Here is a 17,758-nt window from a genome sequence, read left to right as displayed (position 1 = left end):
CTTGGGTGCGTTGAACGCACCGAAGGCCACATTGGGTGCGTTCAACGCACCGAAGGCCACATTGGGGCGCTTGCCGCAGGTGACACGCGAGGCCGGGCGCGTCACACCGGGTGACCCACCTCCGGACGCCGCGCTGTCGGGACCACACTGTCGGACCCGCCGCCTAGACTCAGCGGCATGACAGCCACGACCAGCACGTCAGCGGCGCCGGCCACCCCGGCACCGCTGGCGGACGCGGCTCGCGACGACGCGAGCCTGCGCCGCTTCCTGCTCGGGCTGCCCGGTGTCGACCAGGTCGGCGTCGAGCAGCGCGCGGCGGGCCTCGGCACGCGCAGCATCAAGAAGGACGCCAAGCGGTGGGCCATCGACACCGCGATCTCCATGGTCGACCTGACCACGCTGGAGGGCGCCGACACCCGGGGCAAGGTCCGGGCGCTGGCCGCGAAGGCCGTCCGGCCCGATCCCGAACGCCAGGACACCCCGCGCGTCGCCGCCGTCTGCGTGTACCCGGACATGGTCGCCACGGCCGTCGAGGCGCTGAAGGGCAGCGGGGTGCACGTCGCGAGCGTCGCCACCGGCTTCCCCGCCGGGCGCACCAGCCGCGAGATCAAGCTGGCCGACACGAAGATCGCCGTCGAAGCCGGCGCGCACGAGGTCGACATGGTGATCGACCGCGGTGCCTTCCTCGAAGGCCGCTACATGGACGTCTTCGAAGAGATCCGGGCGATCAAAGCCGCCTGCGGCAACGCGCACCTGAAGGTGATCCTGGAAACCGGCGAGCTGGCGACCTACGACAACGTGCGGCGCGCGTCGTGGCTGGCGCTGCTGGCCGGCGGCGACTTCATCAAGACCTCCACCGGCAAGGTTTCCCCCGCCGCGACGCTGCCGGTCACCCACATCATGCTGCAGGCCGTCCACGACTGGCACGTGACGACCGGCGAGCTGCGCGGCGTCAAGCCCGCGGGCGGCATCCGGACCACGAAGGACGCGATCAAGTACCTGGTCGCCGTGCACGAGGTCGCCGGCGAGCAGTGGCTGACCCCGGACCTGTTCCGCTTCGGCGCGTCCAGCCTGCTCAACGACCTGCTGCTGCAGCGCCGCACCCAGGTGGACGGCCACTACAGCGGCCCCGACTACGTGACGGTGGACTGATGCCTGTTTTCGAGTACGCACCGGCGCCGGAGTCGCGCGCCATCGCGAACCTGAAGGACTCCTACAAGCCGTTCATCGACGGCGCCTTCGTCGACGGCTCCGGTGAGCCGCTCAAGACGATCAACCCCGCGACCGAAGAGGTCCTGGCCGAGGTCGGCACCGTGTCGAAGTCCGATGTGGACATCGCCGTCAAGGCCGCGCGCAAGGCGTACGACTCCGTGTGGTCGAAAATGCCGGGCACCGAGCGCGCCAAGTACCTCTTCCGCATCGCGCGGCTGATCCAGGAGCGCTCACGCGAGCTGGCCGTCCTGGAAAGCCTCGACAACGGCAAACCGATCAAGGAGTCGCGCGACTCCGACGTCCCGACGGCGGCGGCGCACTTCTTCTACCACGCGGGCTGGGCCGACAAGCTGGAGTACGCGGGCTACGGTCCTTCGCCGAAACCGCTCGGCGTCGCCGGGCAGATCATCCCGTGGAACTTCCCGCTGCTGATGCTGGCCTGGAAGATCGCCCCGGCGCTGGCCACCGGCAACACCGTGGTGCTGAAGCCGGCCGAGACGACACCGCTGACCGCGCTGGTGTTCGCCGAGATCTGCCAGCAGGCCGAACTGCCGCCGGGCGTGGTCAACATCCTGCCCGGCGCGGGCGACATCGGCGCGTCCATCGTCGAGCACGGTGACATCGACAAGATCGCCTTCACCGGCTCGACCGAGGTCGGCAAGGCGATCCAGCGGCAGGTCGCGGGCACGGCGAAGAAGCTGACGCTGGAGCTGGGCGGCAAGGCGGCGAACATCGTGTTCGAGGACGCCCCGCTGGACCAGGCGATCGAGGGCATCGTCAACGGCATCTTCTTCAACCAGGGCCACGTCTGCTGCGCGGGCTCCCGGCTGCTGGTGCAGGAGTCCGTCGCCGAAGAGGTGCTGGAGAAGCTCCGCTACCGCGTCTCGACGCTGCGAGTCGGCGACCCCCTGGACAAGAACACCGACGTCGGCGCGATCAACTCCGCCGAGCAGCTGGCGAAGATCCGGGGGCTCGTCGAGTCCGGGGACACCGAGGGTGCGCAGCGCTGGACCAGCCCGTGCCCGCTCCCGGACCGCGGGTTCTTCTTCGCCCCGACGGTGTTCGCGAACGTCCACCAGTCGATGCGGATCGCGCGCGAGGAGATCTTCGGACCGGTGCTGTCGGTGCTGACGTTCCGCACGCCGGACGAGGCCGTGGCGAAGGCGAACAACACGCCGTACGGGCTTTCGGCCGGCATCTGGACCGAAAAGGGCTCCCGGATCCTGTGGATGGCGAACCAGCTCCGCGCCGGCGTGGTCTGGGCCAACACCTTCAACCGCTTCGACCCCGCCGCCCCCTTCGGCGGCTACCAGGAGTCCGGCTTCGGGCGCGAAGGCGGCCGTGCCGGGCTGGAGGGTTACCTGAATGTCTGACCGAATCTCCGTCGCCAAGACGTACAAGCTCTACATCGGCGGCAAGTTCCCGCGTTCGGAGTCCGGCCGGGTGTACCCGGTGACGGACGCGAAGGGCAAGTTCCTCGCAAACGCCGCGCACGCGTCCCGCAAGGACGTCCGCGACGCGGTGGTGGCGGCCCGCAAGGCGTTCCCCGGCTGGTCCGCGGCCACGGCGTACAACCGCGGCCAGGTGCTCTACCGGGTGGCCGAGGTGCTGGAAGGCCGCCGGGACCAGTTCATCGCCGAGGTGTCGGCGTCGGAAGGCCTGGCCGCGAAGAAGGCCGAGTCCCTTGTGGACGCCGCGATCGACCGCTGGGTCTGGTACGCGGGCTGGACGGACAAGATCGCCTCCGTGCTGGGTTCGGCCAACCCGGTGGCGGGCCCGTACTTCTCGTTCACGCTCCCGGAGCCGACGGGTGTGGTCGGGGTCCTGGCTCCGCAGGGCTCGTCGCTGCTGGGCCTGGTCGAGGTGCTGGCCCCGGTCCTGGCCACGGGCTCGACGGCGGTGGTCGTCTCCAGCGCGGAACGCCCCCTGCCGGCGATCACGCTGTCCGAGGTCCTGGCGACATCGGACGTCCCGGGCGGCGTGGCGAACATCCTGACGGGCCACGCGGCGGAGCTCGGCCCCTGGCTGGCCTCGCACGGCGACGTCAACGCCCTGGACCCGACGGGAGCCGCCCCGGCGGACCGCCCGGCCCTGGCGCGCGAAGCGGCGAACACCGTGAAGCGGGTCCTGACGGTCCCCTCCGCGGAGCCGGACTGGACGTCGGCGCCGGACCTGACCCGGCTGCGGCGGTACCTGGAGGCCAAGACGGTCTGGCACCCGCTGGGCGTCTGAGTCGCGGGAGGCCACCGCCCGGCGACCGGGCGGTGGCCTTCAACGTCGCGAACCGGCTCCTAGCTCATCGTCACCGAGAAGTCCGACAGCGTGAACCGCGCCTTGCCGCCGCCGGTGGAGCAGAACTCGATGCCGTAGCCGATCTGGTTGACCGTCGGGTTCGGCGGGACCAGGCCCTTGCCGATCGCCCACGCGATCATCGCCTTCAGGTCCACGCTTCCGCTGTACTGCGTCGACCGCGAAACGAACGCCACGTACCCGTCGTCGTCCGCCCAGACGTCGTACGGGACTCCGCCGGCCGTGTAGGTCGTCAGCTTGTCACCCGAGGGTTGCTGCTTGCGGTTCTCCGTCCAGACCATCACCTCGGTGACGCCCTTGCCGTCGCCCACGCCGTTCAGCCAGAGGTCGTACGCCACGTCGTAGATGCCCGTGCCCGGGCCGCGGCCGGCGAAGGTGGATTTGATCACCGAATAGTCGTTGAACGGTTTTCCCTTCTGGTCGTTGATGTCCTTGTGCACGTTCGGATAGGTTTTCACCGACGTCGAATCGGGTTGGACAGAATCGACGTACCAGTTGTCGTACGCGCACGCGTGCAGCGTTTCCGGGCCCGCCTCGCCGGCGTTCCACATGTTGTTGTGGACGTAGTAGCCACCGTCGGACCAGCCGCCGTCGGCGTCGCTGGTCGTGAACTCCGGGCTGCGGCAGCTCCGCACCGGCGTGGCCGATGGCGGCACCGGAGCCGACGGAGGCGCAGGTAGGGACGTCGGTGCCCCCGATGTGGCCGACGTGGCCGGGCCGGCAGAAGAGGCAACAGCCGACGGTGTCGCCACCGCAACCGGCAGTGTCGCCGGAACGGCCGCCGCCACGCCGTCGACGGGCGCGCCACCACAGCCTGCGACCACCGGAAAGGGAATCGCCAACAACACGGCCAGCATTCTTCGTCGCATTTTCCCGCCCACAGCCACCATTCCGGCAGAACGAGGCGGAACCCTAACACGGAAATCGGCGAAGTCAGTCGGGGTCGAGGTCCCGGGAAGTGATCGGACGGCCCGGCAGTTCGCTGCCCGGCCGCGCGCCCAGCCCGTCGATCATGATGCCGACGCACCGGCGCGCCGCCAGTTCGGCCACGTCCGGGGACTTCGCGCGCATCTGGCGCAGCAGCGTCGCGAACAGGATCGCGATGTCGCCGGCGCCGACGTCCTCGCGGAGCCTGCCCTCGGCCTTCGCGCCGTCGACGAAGCGGTCGAGGACCTCGAGGATCTCGTCGCGCAGCCGGCGGACCTCGGGGTCGCTCTTGAGGATCACCAGCGCCCGGTGCGACATCATCGTCAGCTGGACGCTCAGCTGCAGCGCCACCGACTGCCGCAGCAGCCGAACCAGGGCGCGCCACGACGACGTCTCCTCCGCGGCGATCGCCTTGGCGTCGACCAGCACCCGCTCGAAGTTGTCCATGGCGACGGCGCGGATCAGCGCGTCCCGGTCCGGGAACCGGCGGTAGAGGGTGCCCACGCCGACGCCGGCCGCGCGGGCGATCTCCTCCATCGGCACCTCGGGGCCGGAAACGGCGAAGATGCCCTTCGCGGCAGCCAGGATCTGGTCGCGGTTGCGCCGCGCGTCCGCCCGCAGGGTGGTGTCGGGGTCTGCCGTCATGCCGTTCGCCTTCCGCTGAATCGCGCGGGGTGATTCTCGCATGGTCAGCAGGCCACGCACTGCCCGCGCGAATGGGTAGGCGGCATCTTGTGGACGATGTCCTTCCGCTTCGGTACCTTGGACCTAGAACCGGAATGTAATCCTCCGCATACTTTCCGTCCGATTTAGGGGGTCCGAAATGACTGGATTGGCCGAGCCCGCGACGCGGGACGAGACCTTCCCACTGCTCCGCACCTGCCCGTTCGCGCCGCCGCCCGCCTACGAAAAGCTGCGCGAAGCCGGCCCGGTCCACCGCGTCACGCTGCAGTCCGGCCAGGAGGCATGGGCGCTGACGCGGCTCGAGGAAGTCCGGCAGATGCTGACCGACCCGCGGTTCAGCTCGGACCGCTTCAACCCCGGCTTCCCGATCCTGACGAAGGAAGGCCGCCAGGCCCGGCGGCCCGGCTTCACGCCGTCACTGATCAACCTGGACCCCCCGAAGCACGGCGCGGCCCGGCGCGAGGTCGTCGGCGAGTTCACCGTCAAGCGCATGAAGGCCCTGCAGCCGCGGATCCAGCAGATCGTCGACGAGCACATCGACGCGATCCTGGCCGGCCCGAAGCCCGCCGACCTGGTCACGGCGCTGGCCTTGCCGGTGCCGTCGCTGGTGATCTGCGAACAGCTCGGCGTCCCGTACGCCGAGCACGACTTCTTCCAGGTCCGCAGCTCGACGCTGCTCAACCGGGAGGTCGACCAGGACACCCGGCTCAAGGCCGTCGACGAGCTGCAGGAGTACCTCGAGCAATTGGTCACCACGAAGGAGGCCGACCCGACGGACGACCTGCTCGGCCGCCAGATCCTCAAGCAGCGCGAAGAGCACGGCGACGTCGCGCACGACGAGCTGGTTTCGCTGGCCTTCCTGCTGCTCCTCGCCGGCCACGAGACGACAGCGAACATGATTTCGCTCGGCACCGTCGCGCTGCTGGAGAACCCGGACCAGCTCGCGATCATCAAGAACGACCCCGGCAAGACCCTCGACGCCGTCGAGGAGCTGCTCCGGTACTTCACGATCGCCGAGTTCGTGACCGCGCGCGTCGCCACCGAAGACGTCGAAATCGGCGGCCAGCTGATCCGCGAAGGCGAAGGCGTGCTCGGGCTGAGCTACTCCGGCAACCGCGACGAAGCCGCGTTCGAGAACCCCGACGAGCTCGACCTCGAGCGCGGCGCGCGCCACCACGTCGCCTTCGGCTTCGGACCGCACCAGTGCCTCGGCCAGAACCTGGCGCGGATGGAACTGCAGATCGTCTTCGACACCCTCTTCCGGCGCATCCCGGAGCTCAAGCTGGCCGCACCGGTGGACCAGCTGCCGTTCAAGCACGATTCGTCGATCTTCGGCCTCTACTGCCTGCCCGTGACCTGGTGAGGGAGACGTCATGACCGCCGTACACGAGTTCCCGATGACGCGCACGTGCCCGTTCGCCCCGCCGCCGGCCTACGCCGAGATCCGCGAGGAAGAGCCGGTCACGCGGGTGGGCCTGCCCGGCGGCAAGCAGGCCTGGGTGGTCAGCCGGCACGAAGACGTCCGGACCGTGCTGAACGACCGGCGGTTCAGCGCCGACCGGCAGCACCCGGACTTCCCGCAGCTGGTGCCGGGATTCCGGCGCCCGGACGACGAGCGCACCATGATCACCATGGACGCGCCGGAGCACGGGCCGGCCCGCAAGGCCGTGCTCGGCGAGTTCACCGTGCGCCGGATGGAGGCGCTGCGGCCGCGGATCCAGGAGATCGTCGACCAGCAGCTCGACCTCCTGCTGGCCGGCCCGAAGCCCGGCGACCTGGTCGAGACGCTGTCGCTGCCGGTGCCGTCGCTGGTGATCTGCGAGATGCTCGGTGTCCCGTACGCCGACCACGACTTCTTCCAGACCCACACGGCGAAGCTGATCAACCGCGCGACGCCCCCGGAGGAGCGGCGGGCGGCGGTCGACACCGTGCGCGCCTACATGGGCGACCTCATCGCGGGCAAGGAGCAGAACCCCCCGGATGACCTGCTCGGCCGGCAGATCGTCAAGCTGCGCGAAGAGGGCACCTACCGCCGGCCGGCGCTGGCCGCGCTCGGGTTCCTGCTGCTCGTCGCGGGGCACGAGACGACGGCGAACATGATTTCGCTCGGCACCGTCGCGCTGCTGCAGAACCCGGACCAGCTCGCGATCATCAAGAACGACCCGGGCAAGACCCTCGACGCCGTCGAGGAGCTGCTGCGGTACTTCACCATCGTCGACGCCGCCACGGCGCGGCTGTGCGTCGAGGACGCCGAGGTCGGCGGGCAGCTGATCCGGGCGGGCGAAGGCGTGCTGGCGCTGGGCTACGCAGCCAACCGCGACCCGGGTGCGTTCGCCGGCCCGGACGAGCTGGACATCGAGCGCGGCGCGCGCCACCACGTCGCATTCGGGTTCGGGCCGCACCAGTGCCTCGGCCAGAACCTGGCCCGGATGGAACTGCAGATCGTCTTCGACACGCTCTTCAGGCGCATCCCGGAACTGAAGCTGGCCGCGCCGGTCGACGACCTGCCGTTCAAGGACGACGCGGCCATCTACGGCCTGTACCGGTTGCCGGTCACCTGGTAAAGACGAACTGGCAACCACCACAGGAGAGTAGGACCATGAAGATCATCGCGGACACCGGCAAGTGCGTCGGCGCCGGTCAGTGCGTGCTCACCGAGCCCACGCTGTTCGACCAGAGCGAGGAGGACGGCACGGTCATCGTGCTCGACGACCAGCCGGAGGGCGAGCTGGTCGAGAAGGCCCGCGAAGCGGTGCACGTCTGCCCCAGCCAGGCCCTTTCCCTCCAGGAGTGACACAGCGCAGAAGGCCACCTCGAGACTCCTCGAGGTGGCCTTCTGCGCTGCTTGCTACTTGACCGCGCCCATCGAGAGGCCGCGGACCAGGTGGTTCTGCGCGATCCAGCCGACGATCATCACCGGCAGCGAAGCCAGCAGCGCGGCGGCCGACAGCTGCGCCCAGTACAGCCCCTCGCTGGTGATGAACCCGACGAGGAACACCGGGACCGTGCCGGCGCGGGCCGCGGTCAGGTTGACCGCGTAGAAGAACTCGGTCCAGGAGAAGATCACGCAGATCAGTGCGGTCGCCGCGATCCCGGGCGCGACCACCGGCATGATGATCTTGCGCAGCAGCGTCGGCAGGTTGGCGCCGTCGATCCGGCCCGCCTCGATCATCTCGTGCGGCACCTCGAGGAAGAACGACCGCATCATCCAGATGGCCAGCGGCAGGTTCATCGACGTGTACAGGATGACCAGCGCCCACACCGTGTCGAGCAGCTCGGTGTTCTGCGAGATGACGTACAGCGGGATGATCGCCGCCACGATCGGCAGCATCTTCGTCGAGAGGAAGAACCCGAGCGCGTTCGACGTGCCCTTGACCGGCGCCAGCGACAGCGCGTAGGCCGCGGGGACGCCGAAGAGCAGCACCAGGGCCGTCGAGATGATCGTGACGAACGCCGAGTTGGACAGGTACGGCAGGAACCCGCCGCTCAGGACGTTGCCGAGCTGTTCGAACGTCGGGGTGAAGAACAGCTTCGGCGGGTCGGTGTAGGCGTCCGCCTCCTGCTTGAACGCGGTGAGGATCATCCACAGCAGCGGGAAGACGAACAGGATCGCGATGATCCAGGTCGCGACGGTCAGCGACCCCTTGCCGTAAGCCCGCTTGCGCGGGGCGACAGTCGTCATTTGATCCCTCCGCTCACCGAGAAGGTCCGGAACATCAGGCGTAGCGCGAAGGTCGCGACGATCATCGTCAGTATCACGACGATCACGCCCATCGCCGACGCCTGGCCGACGTCGAAGCCCTCGAAGGCGCGCTGGTAGATGTAGTAAGGCAGGTTGGTGCTCGCCGTGCCCGGGCCGCCCTGGGTCATCAGGAAGATCGCGTCGAAGCTGTTCACGATGTAGATCGCGCCCAGCAGCGTCGCCAGCTGCAGGAACCGGGACAGGTGCGGCAAGGTGATGAAGACGAACGTCCGCCAGCGGCCCGCACCGTCCACATTGGCCGCTTCGAGGACGTCCTTGGCCTGGCTCTGCAGTCCGGCCAGGATGAGCAGCATCATGAACGGCGTCCACTGCCAGACGATCTGCGCCATCACCGACGCCAGCGGGAACTCCGAAAGCCAGTCGGTGTCGGTGCCGAAGACGAAGTGCAGCAGCCCGTAGGTCGGGTCGAACACCGTCGTCTTCCACAGCAGCGCGCCGGCCGCCGGCAGGATGAGGAACGGCGTGATCAGCAGCGTCCGGACGACGCCGCGGCCGAGGAACTTGCGGTCGAGCAGGATCGCCAGGCCGAGCCCGAGCAGCAGCGCGACCAGCACGCACACCACGGTCAGCAGGACGGTGTTGAGCAGCGCGACCAGGAACGTCGTGTCGCTGAAGACGTCGATGTAGTTGTCCAGGCCGACGAAGTGCCGCGAGCCGGGCCGGACCAGGTTCCACGACTGGAACGAGTAGAACACGGTGAGCAGGAACGGCAGCTGCGTCACCGCGATGACGAAGATCAACGCGGGCAGCAGCGGCAGCCGCCGCTTGGCCGCGGTGCTCAGGCCGCGCTTCTCTTCGACCTTCGCCTGCGAGGTGGACGTGGGGGTGGATACGGAGAGCGTGGACATCACTGCACCGCCTTGTAGGAGTCGCCCACCGTCTGGGCGTAGTCCTGGGACTGCTTCAGGGCGTCTTCGACCGACTCGCGGCCGGCGATCGCCGCCGACAGCTGCTGGCTCACCCGGGTGCCCAGGTCCTGGAACTCGGGGATGCCGACGAACTGGATGCCGGGGTAGGGCACCGGGCTCGCCATCGCCTTCTGCTGGTTCGCGTCCGCGATGCCGTCGAGCGTGGGCTTCGCGTAGGCCTTCGCCGCGTCGGCGTATTCGGGGATGGCGTACGTCGACTGGCGGACGCCCGGCGGGACGCGGTTCCAGCCGTAGGTGTGGCCGACCTTCTGCACGTACGCCTTGTCGGTCATCCAGGCCATGAACTTCCAGGCCGCGTCCTTGTCCTTCGCCACCTTCGGGATACCGAGGGCCCAGGTGTAGAGCCAGCCGCTGGCTTGGGTCTTGACGACCGGGGCGGGCGCGTACCCGGACTTGCCGACGATCTTGCTGCTTGCCGGGTCTTCGTTGGTGCCCGCCATGACTGTCGCGTCGTACCACATCGCCGCGTTGCCCTGCGTGTAGCGCGTGCCGCATTCGGAGAACCCGGCGCTGGACGCCCCGACTTCGCCGTGCTCGCGGATGAGGTTGACGTAGAAGTTCGCGGCCTGCGCGAACTCAGGTGACGTCAGCTTGGCGTTCCAGTCCTTGTCGAACCACTGCGCGCCGAAGGTGTTGGCCACGGTCGTGAACGGCGCGAGGCTCTCGCCCCAGCCGGGCTTGCCGCGCAGGCAGATGCCGGCGACGCCGGCGGCCTTGTCGTCGAGCTTCGCGGCGAAGTCCGCGATCTGCGGCCAGGTCGGCCTGGCCGGCATGGTGAGCCCGGCCTTGTCGAAGAGGTCCTTGCGGTAGGCCAGGAACGACGACTCGCCGTAGAACGGCACCGCGTACATCTGGTTCCGGTACGACAGCGACTGCTTGATGCTGGGGATGAAGTCGCCTTCGTCGTAGCCCGGGGTGGCCGCCATGTGCGGTTCGAGGTTCTCGAGCCAGCCGTTGGCCGCCCACTGCGGGGCCTCGTAGTTGCTGATCATGACGACGTCGAACTCGCCGCCCTCGGTGGCGGTCGACGCGGTGATCTTCGCGCGGGCCTGGTTTTCCGGCAGTGAGACGAACTTGAGGCCGATGCCGGTCGCCTTCTCGAACTCCGGCGCGAGCGCGATCGCGTCCTTCATCTGCGGGTTGGCCACGATCGCGATGACCAGCGTGCTGCTTCCGGTGCCGATCGAGCCGGCGCCCGCGCAGCCGGTGACCAGCAGCGACGTCGCGGCGAAGAGGATCAGGAGCTTACGCACGGCCACCTCCGGGGAGGACTTGCACCTTGAGGCCCGCGCCGCTGCGCATCTTGGCCAGAGCCTCGGGGTACTGCTCCAGCGGCAGGGTGTCGGTGAGCAGCGCGTCCGTGTCGATCGCGCCGCTCGCGACGAGGTCGAGGGCGGCGCCGAAGCTGTGCAGCACGGCCATCGAGCCGACGACGGTGATTTCGTCGTTGTAGATGCGGAACGGCGAAAGCGCGACGCGGGCTTCGGCCGGGGCGACGCCGAAGACGAGCAGCCGCCCACCGCGCCGGATCGAGTCGAAGGCGGCTTCGATGGCGGGCGCGGCGCCGGTGCAGTCGACGGCGACGTCGAACTTCTCGCCGTTCAGGTCCTTGACGTCCTTCGCGGTGGCGACGGCACCGAGGCTTTTTGCTCGTGGCAGCCGGGCCTCGTTGCGGTCGACCACCGTGACCTGCGCGCCCGAACGCTGCAGCAGCTGCTGCATGATCAGGCCCATGGTGCCGGCGCCGACGACGAGGAAGCGCTCACCGGCCTCGACGCCGACGCGGCGCACGCCGTGCACCGCGCAGGAGACGGGCTCGACCAGCGCGCCCTGCTCCCAGGTCATCGAGTCGGGCATGCGGTAGCAGTTCGCGGACGGCGTGACGACGTACTCGGCGAAGGCGCCGTCGACGGTGTCGCCGGTGGCGCCCCAGTTCGCGCAGAGGTTGCCGTGGCCGGCGCGGCACGGTCCGCAGTAGCCGCAGAACAGGGACGGGTCGACGGCCACGCGGTCGCCGATCTTCCATTCGCCCGGCACGTCCGCGCCGAGCTCGACGATCTCCCCGGCGAACTCGTGCCCGGGGACGATGGGGTACGGCGTGGGCGGGAAGTGCCCGTCCGCGATGTGCAGGTCGGTGCCGCAGATGCCGCACGCTCCGACCTTGACGACGACCTGACGTTCCGCGGGTTTCGGATCGGGCACCTCGCCGACCCTGATCTCACCGGGCCGGTCGACGATGGCGGCACGCATGCCTGCCCCTTCCTCGCGCTCAGATGAGCAACGTTGACCTATCTCGTCGAGAACTGGTGAAGGCATTACAGGTCTGACGTCGGCATTACGTCAACCTTTCGGCCGAATTTCGCGCTATTATGCTCATATGAGCGCGACCAGGAAGCAGCCTTCGTTGAGCGAGGCGCTGCTGCTCGCCACCGTCGCCCGGCGTTTCTACATGCAGGGACGGTCCAAGCTGGAGATCGCCGACGAGTTCGGCGTCAGCCGGTTCAAGGTGGCGCGGATGCTCGACACCGCCATGGAGTCCGGCCTGGTCAGGGTGGAGTTCTCGCTGCCCGCCCCGGTGGACCTGGTGCTGTCGGACGAGGTGCGCTCGGCGTACGGCCTGGAACGGGCGCTCGTGCTCGAACGCTCAACCGAGCGGGAGCCGAGGGAGGTCGTCCGGGCGAAGATCGGGTCGCTGGCCGCGCGGCTGCTGGAGGAGATCGCGGTCCCGTCGGACGTCATCGGGCTGTCGTGGGCGCGGTCGGTGAACGCGATGACGGAGGCGATCCGGTCGCTGCCGCGCTGCCCGATCGTCCAGCTCTGCGGGGTCCAGGCCGGGATGGACATGCGGGGCCGCTCGGTCGAGACGGTCAGCCGCGTGACGTCGGTGTCCGGCGGCGACGCCTACCCGATCTTCGGCCCGCTGGTGCTCCCCGACCGCCGGACCACGGAGACGCTGCGGCGCCAGCCGGGCATCGCGGAGACGTTCGGCCAGTTCCGCCACCTGACGAAGGCGGTGGTCAGCATCGGTGCGTGGCAGCCGGGCGAGTCGACGGTTTACGACGCGCTGGACGAAGCCGAGCGCGCGGCGATCACGGCCCGCGGGGCGACGGCCGAGGTCGCGGCCCGGCTGTTCGACGCTGCGGGCAACGCCCTTTCGACGGGTCTCGCCCACCACGTCCTGGCTATCAGCCACGAGGAGCTGACGGCGGTGCCGGAGGTGATCGCCCTCGGCTACAGCAAGCCGAAAGCGGCCGCGGTGGACGCCGTCCTCCGCTCGGGCATGGTCTCCACACTGATCACGGACGCCGCAGCAGCCGTTCCCCTCCTGGCCCTGGCGGCCAAAAACCCACCCACCCAGCCCTGATCCCGCCCCCAATCACGCGAGTTACGCCTCCAATCACGCGAGTTCCGGGCCCAATCACGCGAGTTCCGGGTTTCGGCCCTACTCCCCCGGAGGTACGGCCGTCGCGTCGGCCTACTCCGGCGGGCGCAGCCCGAGCCTCACCCGGTCCGGGGCGAAACCCGGGTCGGACCCGATGTGCGCACGGATCTTGTCGGCGAGCCTTGCTCCGTGACTTCGAAGAAGACTTCTCCCCGCTGGCGCCAGGTCGTCGTCTGGCTGCACGTCGTCGCGTCCGTCGCCTGGATGAGCCAGGCCCTCGGGCTGGTGGTGCTGATGACGCTGGCCGCGTCGGACCCCGGGCAAGCCGTCGCCGCGACGTCGATGGCGCAGCGGATCGACAACGTCCTGCTGGCACCGATGGCCAACGCGGCGGCGTTCACCGGGCTGGTGCTGGCCGGGTCGACGGCGTGGGGCTACTTCCGGCACTGGTGGGTGCTGGCGAAGTTCGTGCTGACGTTCGCCCAGCTCTACGCGGGGATCTTCCTGCTTTCCGGAGCGCTGCACGACTCGGCGGCCGCGGCGCGGGCGGGCGCGGCGGACGTCGTCGCCTGGCCACAGGTCGCCGGGACGGCGCTGATGGCGAGCGTCCTCGCCTTCCAGGTGTGGCTTTCGGTGGCGAAGCCGTGGAAGCGGACGCCCTGGGCTCCGGCCGCGAAGCCGCCTACGGCGCCGACGTGGGTCCTCGCCGTCGGCGTCTTCACGCCGACGGCCGACGTCACGATCAGCACGTTCTGGGGCCGTCCGCTGCCCGCGTTGTCGCTGATCATGCTGATCGTGCTCGGTCTTGAGCTACGACGACGTCGTCGCCGTGGTCGGCCGCCCACCGCCCGAAACCCTCGATCGGCGCGAGCAGCGTCGTACCCAACGGCGTGAGCGCGTACGCGCCTTCGCGCCGCTCGAGGAGACCGTCGAACTCCAGGCGCCGCAAGGTTTCCGTGAGCACCTTCGCGCTGATCCCGCCGATCGCGCGCCGCAGGTCGCCGTGCCGGCGGGGGCCGTCGCGCAGGGCCCACAGCACCACCGGGTTCCACGTGTTGGCGACCAGGTCGAACGCGAGCCGCGTCCGGCAGTCGGCGAGAAAGTCCATGGTTACCTTTCGGTTCCTGCAGCGGTTCCTACCGTCGTCCTGGTACAGCCAAGCACAAGGAGGACGCATGCGGATCGGGATCTTCGGCACGGGCGGGATGGCGGACGCGCTCGGCGCGCACTGGGCTCGCGCCGGGCACGAGCTGCTGGTGAGCGGCCGTTCGGCGGAAAACGCCGCCGCTCTCGCGAACCGGCTGGGCGCCGCCACCGGAACCTGGCCCGAGGTGGCGGCCGCTGCCGACGTGCTGCTGCTGGCGCTCCCGGCCGGAGCGGTGCTCGACGTCCTGGCCGCATCGGGCCCGCTGACGGGCAAGGTCCTGGTGGACTGCACCAACGACCCGGCCCTGACGGGCGCGCCGGTGGCGTCGCGGATTGCGTCGGCGAGCCCGGGCGCGCACGTGGTCAAGGCCTTCAACCTGGCACCGACGGACATCTGGCAGCTGACACCCCCGGCGTGGGAGGGCCGCCCGCTGTCGGTCCCCCTGTGCGGCGACGACCCGGCGGCGCTGGCGGCGGTCGGCACGCTGGTCCGCGACATCGGCGCGACTCCGGTCGCGGGCGGCGGCCTGGACCGCGCAGCTCTCCTGGAGGCGACGGCGGCGTTCGTCATCGGGTTGTGGTTCGCGGGCGAAGACGCCCAGGCGATCCTCGCCCCGGTGGGGTGACGGCCGGCGTCCCGGGCCGCGATCGTCTGGCTGGTACCGGTCTCGCGCGCCGAAGCGGCGTATGTGGGCTCACACGGCTGGAGGGCGTTCGAAGACGAGCTGGTGCGGCACGACCCGGATCTGCTGGATCCGGGTCGCGCCGAGCTGCCGGTGTGCCGCCGAGGCGCCTAGTGCGCGCCCACCCCGGTCACGTGGACGACCGCCATCCCGGCCTCGTCCGACGCGGCCAGGTCGACCTCGGCGCTGATGCCCCAGTCGTGGTCGCCCGCCGGGTCGTCGAAGATCTGCCGCACCTTCCAGACGTCCGGCAGCTGCTCGATCATCAGCAGCTGCGGACCGCGCGCGTCCGGGCCGGTGCCGAGTGAGCCGTACTCCTCGAAGTAGGCCTCGATGGCGTCTTGCCACGCGTCGGCGTCCCAGCCGGACTCCGCGTCCAGCTCGCCGAGCACGTTCCACGCCCGCCGCCCGAACAACTCGACCCGGCGGAACAGCTCGTTGCGCACCAGCACGCGGAAGGCGCGCTCGTTGCGGGTGACGGCTGGGGGCAGCTCCGGCGGCCGGTGCGACACCGGCCCTTCTTCCGACGGGTGCCGCAGCGCTTCCCATTCGTCGAGGAGGCTGGAGTCGACCTGGCGGACGAGCTCGCCGAGCCACTCGATGAGGTCCTGCAGTGCCTCGGTCTTGGCCTCGTCCGGCACCGTGTGGCGCAGTGAGTCGTAGACGTCCGTGAGGTAGCGCAGCACCAGCCCTTCCGAGCGGGCCAGCTGGTAGAAGCCGATGTACTCGACGAAGTTCATCGCGCGCTCGTACATGTCCCGCACGACCGACTTCGGCGAAAGCTCGTAGTCGTCGACCCACGGGTGGCCCTGCCGGTAGCTGTGGAACGCGCCCTGCAGCAGCTCTTCGAGGGGCTTCGGGTAGCTGACGTTCTCGAGCAGCTCCATCCGCTCGTCGTACTCGATACCCTCGGCCTTCATGGCGTTCACGGCCTCGCCGCGCGCCTTGAACTGCTGCTGGGAGAGCACCGGCCGCGGATTGTCCACTGTGGCTTCCACAGTGGACACGACGTCGAGCGCGTAGCTCGGCGACTCGACGTCGAACAGCTCGATCGCGGCGAGCGCGAACGGCGAAAGCGGCTGGTTGAGCGCGAAGTCGAACTGCAGGTCGACGGTGAGCCGCACGACCCGGCCCTGCTCGTCCGGCTCGGGCAGCCGTTCGACGATGCCCGCGGCGAGCAGCGCGCGGTAGATCGCGATGGCGCGCAGGATCAGCTTGCGCTGCGACGGCCGGTCCTCGTGGTTGTCTTCCAGCAGGTGCCGCATGGAGTCGAACGCGTTGCCCGGCCGCGAGATCACGTTGAGCAGCATCGAGTGGGTGACCTTGAAACTGGACGTCAGCGGCTCGGGGTCGGCCGCGATCAGCCGGTCGAACGTGCTCTCGGTCCAGTTGACGAACCCCTCGGGCGCCTTCTTCCGGACGATCTTCTTTTTCTTCTTCGGGTCGTCGCCCGCCTTCTCGAGGGCCTTGGCGTTCTCGACGACGTGGTCGGGGGCCTGCACGACGACGTAGCCGTCGGTGTCGTAGCCCGCGCGGCCGGCGCGGCCGGCGATCTGGTGGAACTCGCGCGCCTTGAGGTGCCGCTGGCGGACGCCGTCGTACTTCGTGAGCGCGGAGAACACGACGGTCCGGATCGGCACGTTGATGCCGACGCCGAGGGTGTCGGTCCCGCAGATCACCTTGAGCAGCCCGGACTGCGCCAGGGTTTCGACCAGCCGGCGGTACTTCGGCAGCATGCCGGCGTGGTGGACGCCGATGCCGTGGCGGACCAGCCGCGAGAGCGTCTTGCCGAAGCCCGCGGAGAACCGGAAGTCGCCGATCAGCTCGGCGATGGCCTCCTTTTCGGCCTTCGTCGTGACGTTGATGCTCATCAGCGTCTGCGCCCGCTCGATGGCCGCGGCCTGCGAGAAGTGCACGACGTAGACCGGCGCCTGGCCGCCGTTGAGCAGCTCGGACATCGTCTCGTGCAACGGCGTCAGCGCGTACCGGAAGGTCAGCGGCACCGGGCGCTGGGCCGACGTGACGACGGCGGTGGGTTTGCCGGTGCGGCGGGTGAGGTCCTTCTCGAAGAAGGACACGTCGCCCAAGGTCGCCGACATGAGGATGAACTGGGCGTGGGGCAGTTCGAGGATCGGCACCTGCCACGCCCAGCCGCGGTCGGGCTCGGAGTAGAAGTGGAACTCGTCGGCGACGACCTGCCCGACGGGGGCGTCCGCGCCGAACCGCAACGCGATGTTCGCCAGGATTTCGGCCGTGCAGCAGATGATCGGGGCGTCCGGGTTGACGCTGGAGTCGCCGGTCATCATCCCGACGTTTTCGGCGCCGAAGACGTCGATGAGCTGGAAGAACTTCTCCGAGACGAGGGCCTTGATGGGCGCGGTGTAGTAGCTGCGGCGGCCCTGGGCGAGCGCGGTGAAGTGCGCGCCGACGGCGACGAGGCTCTTCCCGGAGCCGGTCGGCGTCGACAGGATGACGTTCGCCCCGGAGACGACCTCGATCACCGCCTCCTCCTGCGCCGGGTACAGCTCGAGCCCCCGTTCGGCCGTCCAGGTGGAGAAGGCTTCGAAGAGGGCGTCGGGGTCGGGGGCCGAGGGCAGGAGGTCGGTGAGAGTCATCAGACGCCCATCGTCTCATCCGCTCACCGCAAAGTCGGCAGGGGCGATCGCATCGCGAGTGCGAAACCCGTAGGCTTCGCGGTACCGCGCGTCGACTGGGTGATACT

Annotated in this window: 18 protein-coding genes; 10 read left to right on the top strand and 8 right to left on the bottom strand. The window is 69.4% G+C overall.

Going from position 1 to position 17,758, the window contains the following annotated elements; translation table 11 throughout:
• Window positions 1-177: 177 nt before the first annotated feature.
• The 3 genes from deoC to AB0F15_RS19290 are packed head-to-tail and all read left to right on the top strand — an operon-like array spanning window position 178 to window position 3,444.
• Window positions 178-1,152, top strand: coding sequence for a deoxyribose-phosphate aldolase (gene deoC / locus AB0F15_RS19300; protein ID WP_360271675.1), 975 nt, complete (start codon window positions 178-180; stop codon window positions 1,150-1,152).
• Window positions 1,152-2,585: an aldehyde dehydrogenase family protein gene (locus tag AB0F15_RS19295; protein WP_360271672.1), complete on the top strand. Its 1,434-nt coding sequence runs from the start codon at window positions 1,152-1,154 to the stop codon at window positions 2,583-2,585. The genes deoC and AB0F15_RS19295 overlap by 1 nt, the downstream gene beginning before the upstream one ends.
• Window positions 2,578-3,444 (top strand): aldehyde dehydrogenase family protein, encoded by an 867-nt coding sequence (locus tag AB0F15_RS19290; protein WP_360271670.1) that lies wholly within the window; start codon window positions 2,578-2,580, stop codon window positions 3,442-3,444. The genes AB0F15_RS19295 and AB0F15_RS19290 overlap by 8 nt, the downstream gene beginning before the upstream one ends.
• Before the next feature lie 59 nt (window positions 3,445-3,503).
• On the opposite strand, the gene AB0F15_RS19285 is transcribed toward AB0F15_RS19290, so the two are convergent.
• A complete protein-coding gene (locus tag AB0F15_RS19285) occupies window positions 3,504-4,178 on the bottom strand; it encodes a hypothetical protein (protein ID WP_360271667.1) in 675 nt (224 codons plus the stop codon).
• A 277-nt stretch (window positions 4,179-4,455) separates the two neighbouring features.
• Window positions 4,456-5,094 carry a helix-turn-helix domain-containing protein gene (locus AB0F15_RS19280; RefSeq protein WP_360271665.1) on the bottom strand — a complete coding sequence of 213 codons (639 nt, stop codon included), beginning with the start codon at window positions 5,092-5,094 and terminating at the stop codon, window positions 4,456-4,458.
• Window positions 5,095-5,272: 178 nt separating this feature from the next.
• On the opposite strand from AB0F15_RS19280, the gene AB0F15_RS19275 reads away from it, so the two are divergent.
• The 3 genes from AB0F15_RS19275 to AB0F15_RS19265 are packed head-to-tail and all read left to right on the top strand — an operon-like array spanning window position 5,273 to window position 7,927.
• Window positions 5,273-6,496 carry a cytochrome P450 gene (locus AB0F15_RS19275; RefSeq protein WP_360271662.1) on the top strand — a complete coding sequence of 408 codons (1,224 nt, stop codon included), beginning with the start codon at window positions 5,273-5,275 and terminating at the stop codon, window positions 6,494-6,496.
• Between the two features lie 10 nt (window positions 6,497-6,506).
• Window positions 6,507-7,697, top strand: coding sequence for a cytochrome P450 (locus AB0F15_RS19270; protein ID WP_360271660.1), 1,191 nt, complete (start codon window positions 6,507-6,509; stop codon window positions 7,695-7,697).
• Between the two features lie 35 nt (window positions 7,698-7,732).
• On the top strand, window positions 7,733-7,927 hold the full coding sequence (locus tag AB0F15_RS19265) for a ferredoxin (protein WP_360271657.1): 195 nt from the start codon (window positions 7,733-7,735) through the stop codon (window positions 7,925-7,927).
• Between the two features lie 54 nt (window positions 7,928-7,981).
• On the opposite strand, the gene AB0F15_RS19260 is transcribed toward AB0F15_RS19265, so the two are convergent.
• From AB0F15_RS19260 to AB0F15_RS19245, 4 genes are read right to left on the bottom strand one after another with little or no spacing between them, the layout of a single operon-like run.
• Window positions 7,982-8,815, bottom strand: a complete 834-nt coding sequence (locus tag AB0F15_RS19260) for a carbohydrate ABC transporter permease (protein WP_285988252.1) — start codon at window positions 8,813-8,815, stop codon at window positions 7,982-7,984.
• The gene (locus AB0F15_RS19255) at window positions 8,812-9,744 is read right to left on the bottom strand and encodes a sugar ABC transporter permease (RefSeq protein ID WP_360271653.1); all 933 of its coding nucleotides are present in this window, start codon (window positions 9,742-9,744) and stop codon (window positions 8,812-8,814) included. Before AB0F15_RS19255 ends, AB0F15_RS19260 begins: the two co-directional genes overlap by 4 nt.
• The gene (locus AB0F15_RS19250) at window positions 9,744-11,084 is read right to left on the bottom strand and encodes a sugar ABC transporter substrate-binding protein (RefSeq protein WP_360271651.1); all 1,341 of its coding nucleotides are present in this window, start codon (window positions 11,082-11,084) and stop codon (window positions 9,744-9,746) included. The genes AB0F15_RS19255 and AB0F15_RS19250 overlap by 1 nt, the downstream gene beginning before the upstream one ends.
• The gene (locus tag AB0F15_RS19245) at window positions 11,071-12,075 is read right to left on the bottom strand and encodes a zinc-dependent alcohol dehydrogenase family protein (protein ID WP_360271649.1); all 1,005 of its coding nucleotides are present in this window, start codon (window positions 12,073-12,075) and stop codon (window positions 11,071-11,073) included. The genes AB0F15_RS19250 and AB0F15_RS19245 overlap by 14 nt, the downstream gene beginning before the upstream one ends.
• Window positions 12,076-12,202: 127 nt before the next feature.
• On the opposite strand from AB0F15_RS19245, the gene AB0F15_RS19240 reads away from it, so the two are divergent.
• Both AB0F15_RS19240 and AB0F15_RS19235 read left to right on the top strand, forming a co-directional pair.
• Window positions 12,203-13,189, top strand: coding sequence for a sugar-binding domain-containing protein (locus tag AB0F15_RS19240; RefSeq protein ID WP_360271646.1), 987 nt, complete (start codon window positions 12,203-12,205; stop codon window positions 13,187-13,189).
• A 207-nt stretch (window positions 13,190-13,396) separates the two neighbouring features.
• Window positions 13,397-14,101 carry a hypothetical protein gene (locus AB0F15_RS19235; RefSeq protein ID WP_360271644.1) on the top strand — a complete coding sequence of 235 codons (705 nt, stop codon included), beginning with the start codon at window positions 13,397-13,399 and terminating at the stop codon, window positions 14,099-14,101.
• Here the strand turns inward: AB0F15_RS19235 and AB0F15_RS19230 are convergent.
• Window positions 13,992-14,315: a helix-turn-helix domain-containing protein gene (locus AB0F15_RS19230; RefSeq protein ID WP_360271641.1), complete on the bottom strand. Its 324-nt coding sequence runs from the start codon at window positions 14,313-14,315 to the stop codon at window positions 13,992-13,994. The two genes, AB0F15_RS19235 and AB0F15_RS19230, sit on opposite strands and share 110 nt — an antisense overlap.
• 67 nt (window positions 14,316-14,382) lie before the next feature.
• On the opposite strand from AB0F15_RS19230, the gene AB0F15_RS19225 reads away from it, so the two are divergent.
• Window positions 14,383-14,979: an NAD(P)-binding domain-containing protein gene (locus AB0F15_RS19225; RefSeq protein WP_360271638.1), complete on the top strand. Its 597-nt coding sequence runs from the start codon at window positions 14,383-14,385 to the stop codon at window positions 14,977-14,979.
• Window positions 14,980-15,000: 21 nt separating this feature from the next.
• A complete protein-coding gene (locus tag AB0F15_RS19220; RefSeq protein ID WP_360271691.1) occupies window positions 15,001-15,150 on the top strand; it encodes a suppressor of fused domain protein in 150 nt (49 codons plus the stop codon).
• Here AB0F15_RS19220 and AB0F15_RS19215 read toward each other — a convergent pair.
• Window positions 15,147-17,651: a DUF3516 domain-containing protein gene (locus AB0F15_RS19215; protein ID WP_360271635.1), complete on the bottom strand. Its 2,505-nt coding sequence runs from the start codon at window positions 17,649-17,651 to the stop codon at window positions 15,147-15,149. The genes AB0F15_RS19220 and AB0F15_RS19215 overlap by 4 nt on opposite strands.
• Window positions 17,652-17,758: the final 107 nt, after the last annotated feature.

It is taken from the genome of Amycolatopsis sp. NPDC026612 (assembly GCF_040638285.1).
Lineage (GTDB): Bacteria > Actinomycetota > Actinomycetes > Mycobacteriales > Pseudonocardiaceae > Amycolatopsis.
This window is presented reverse-complemented; position numbering and strand designations above follow the sequence as displayed.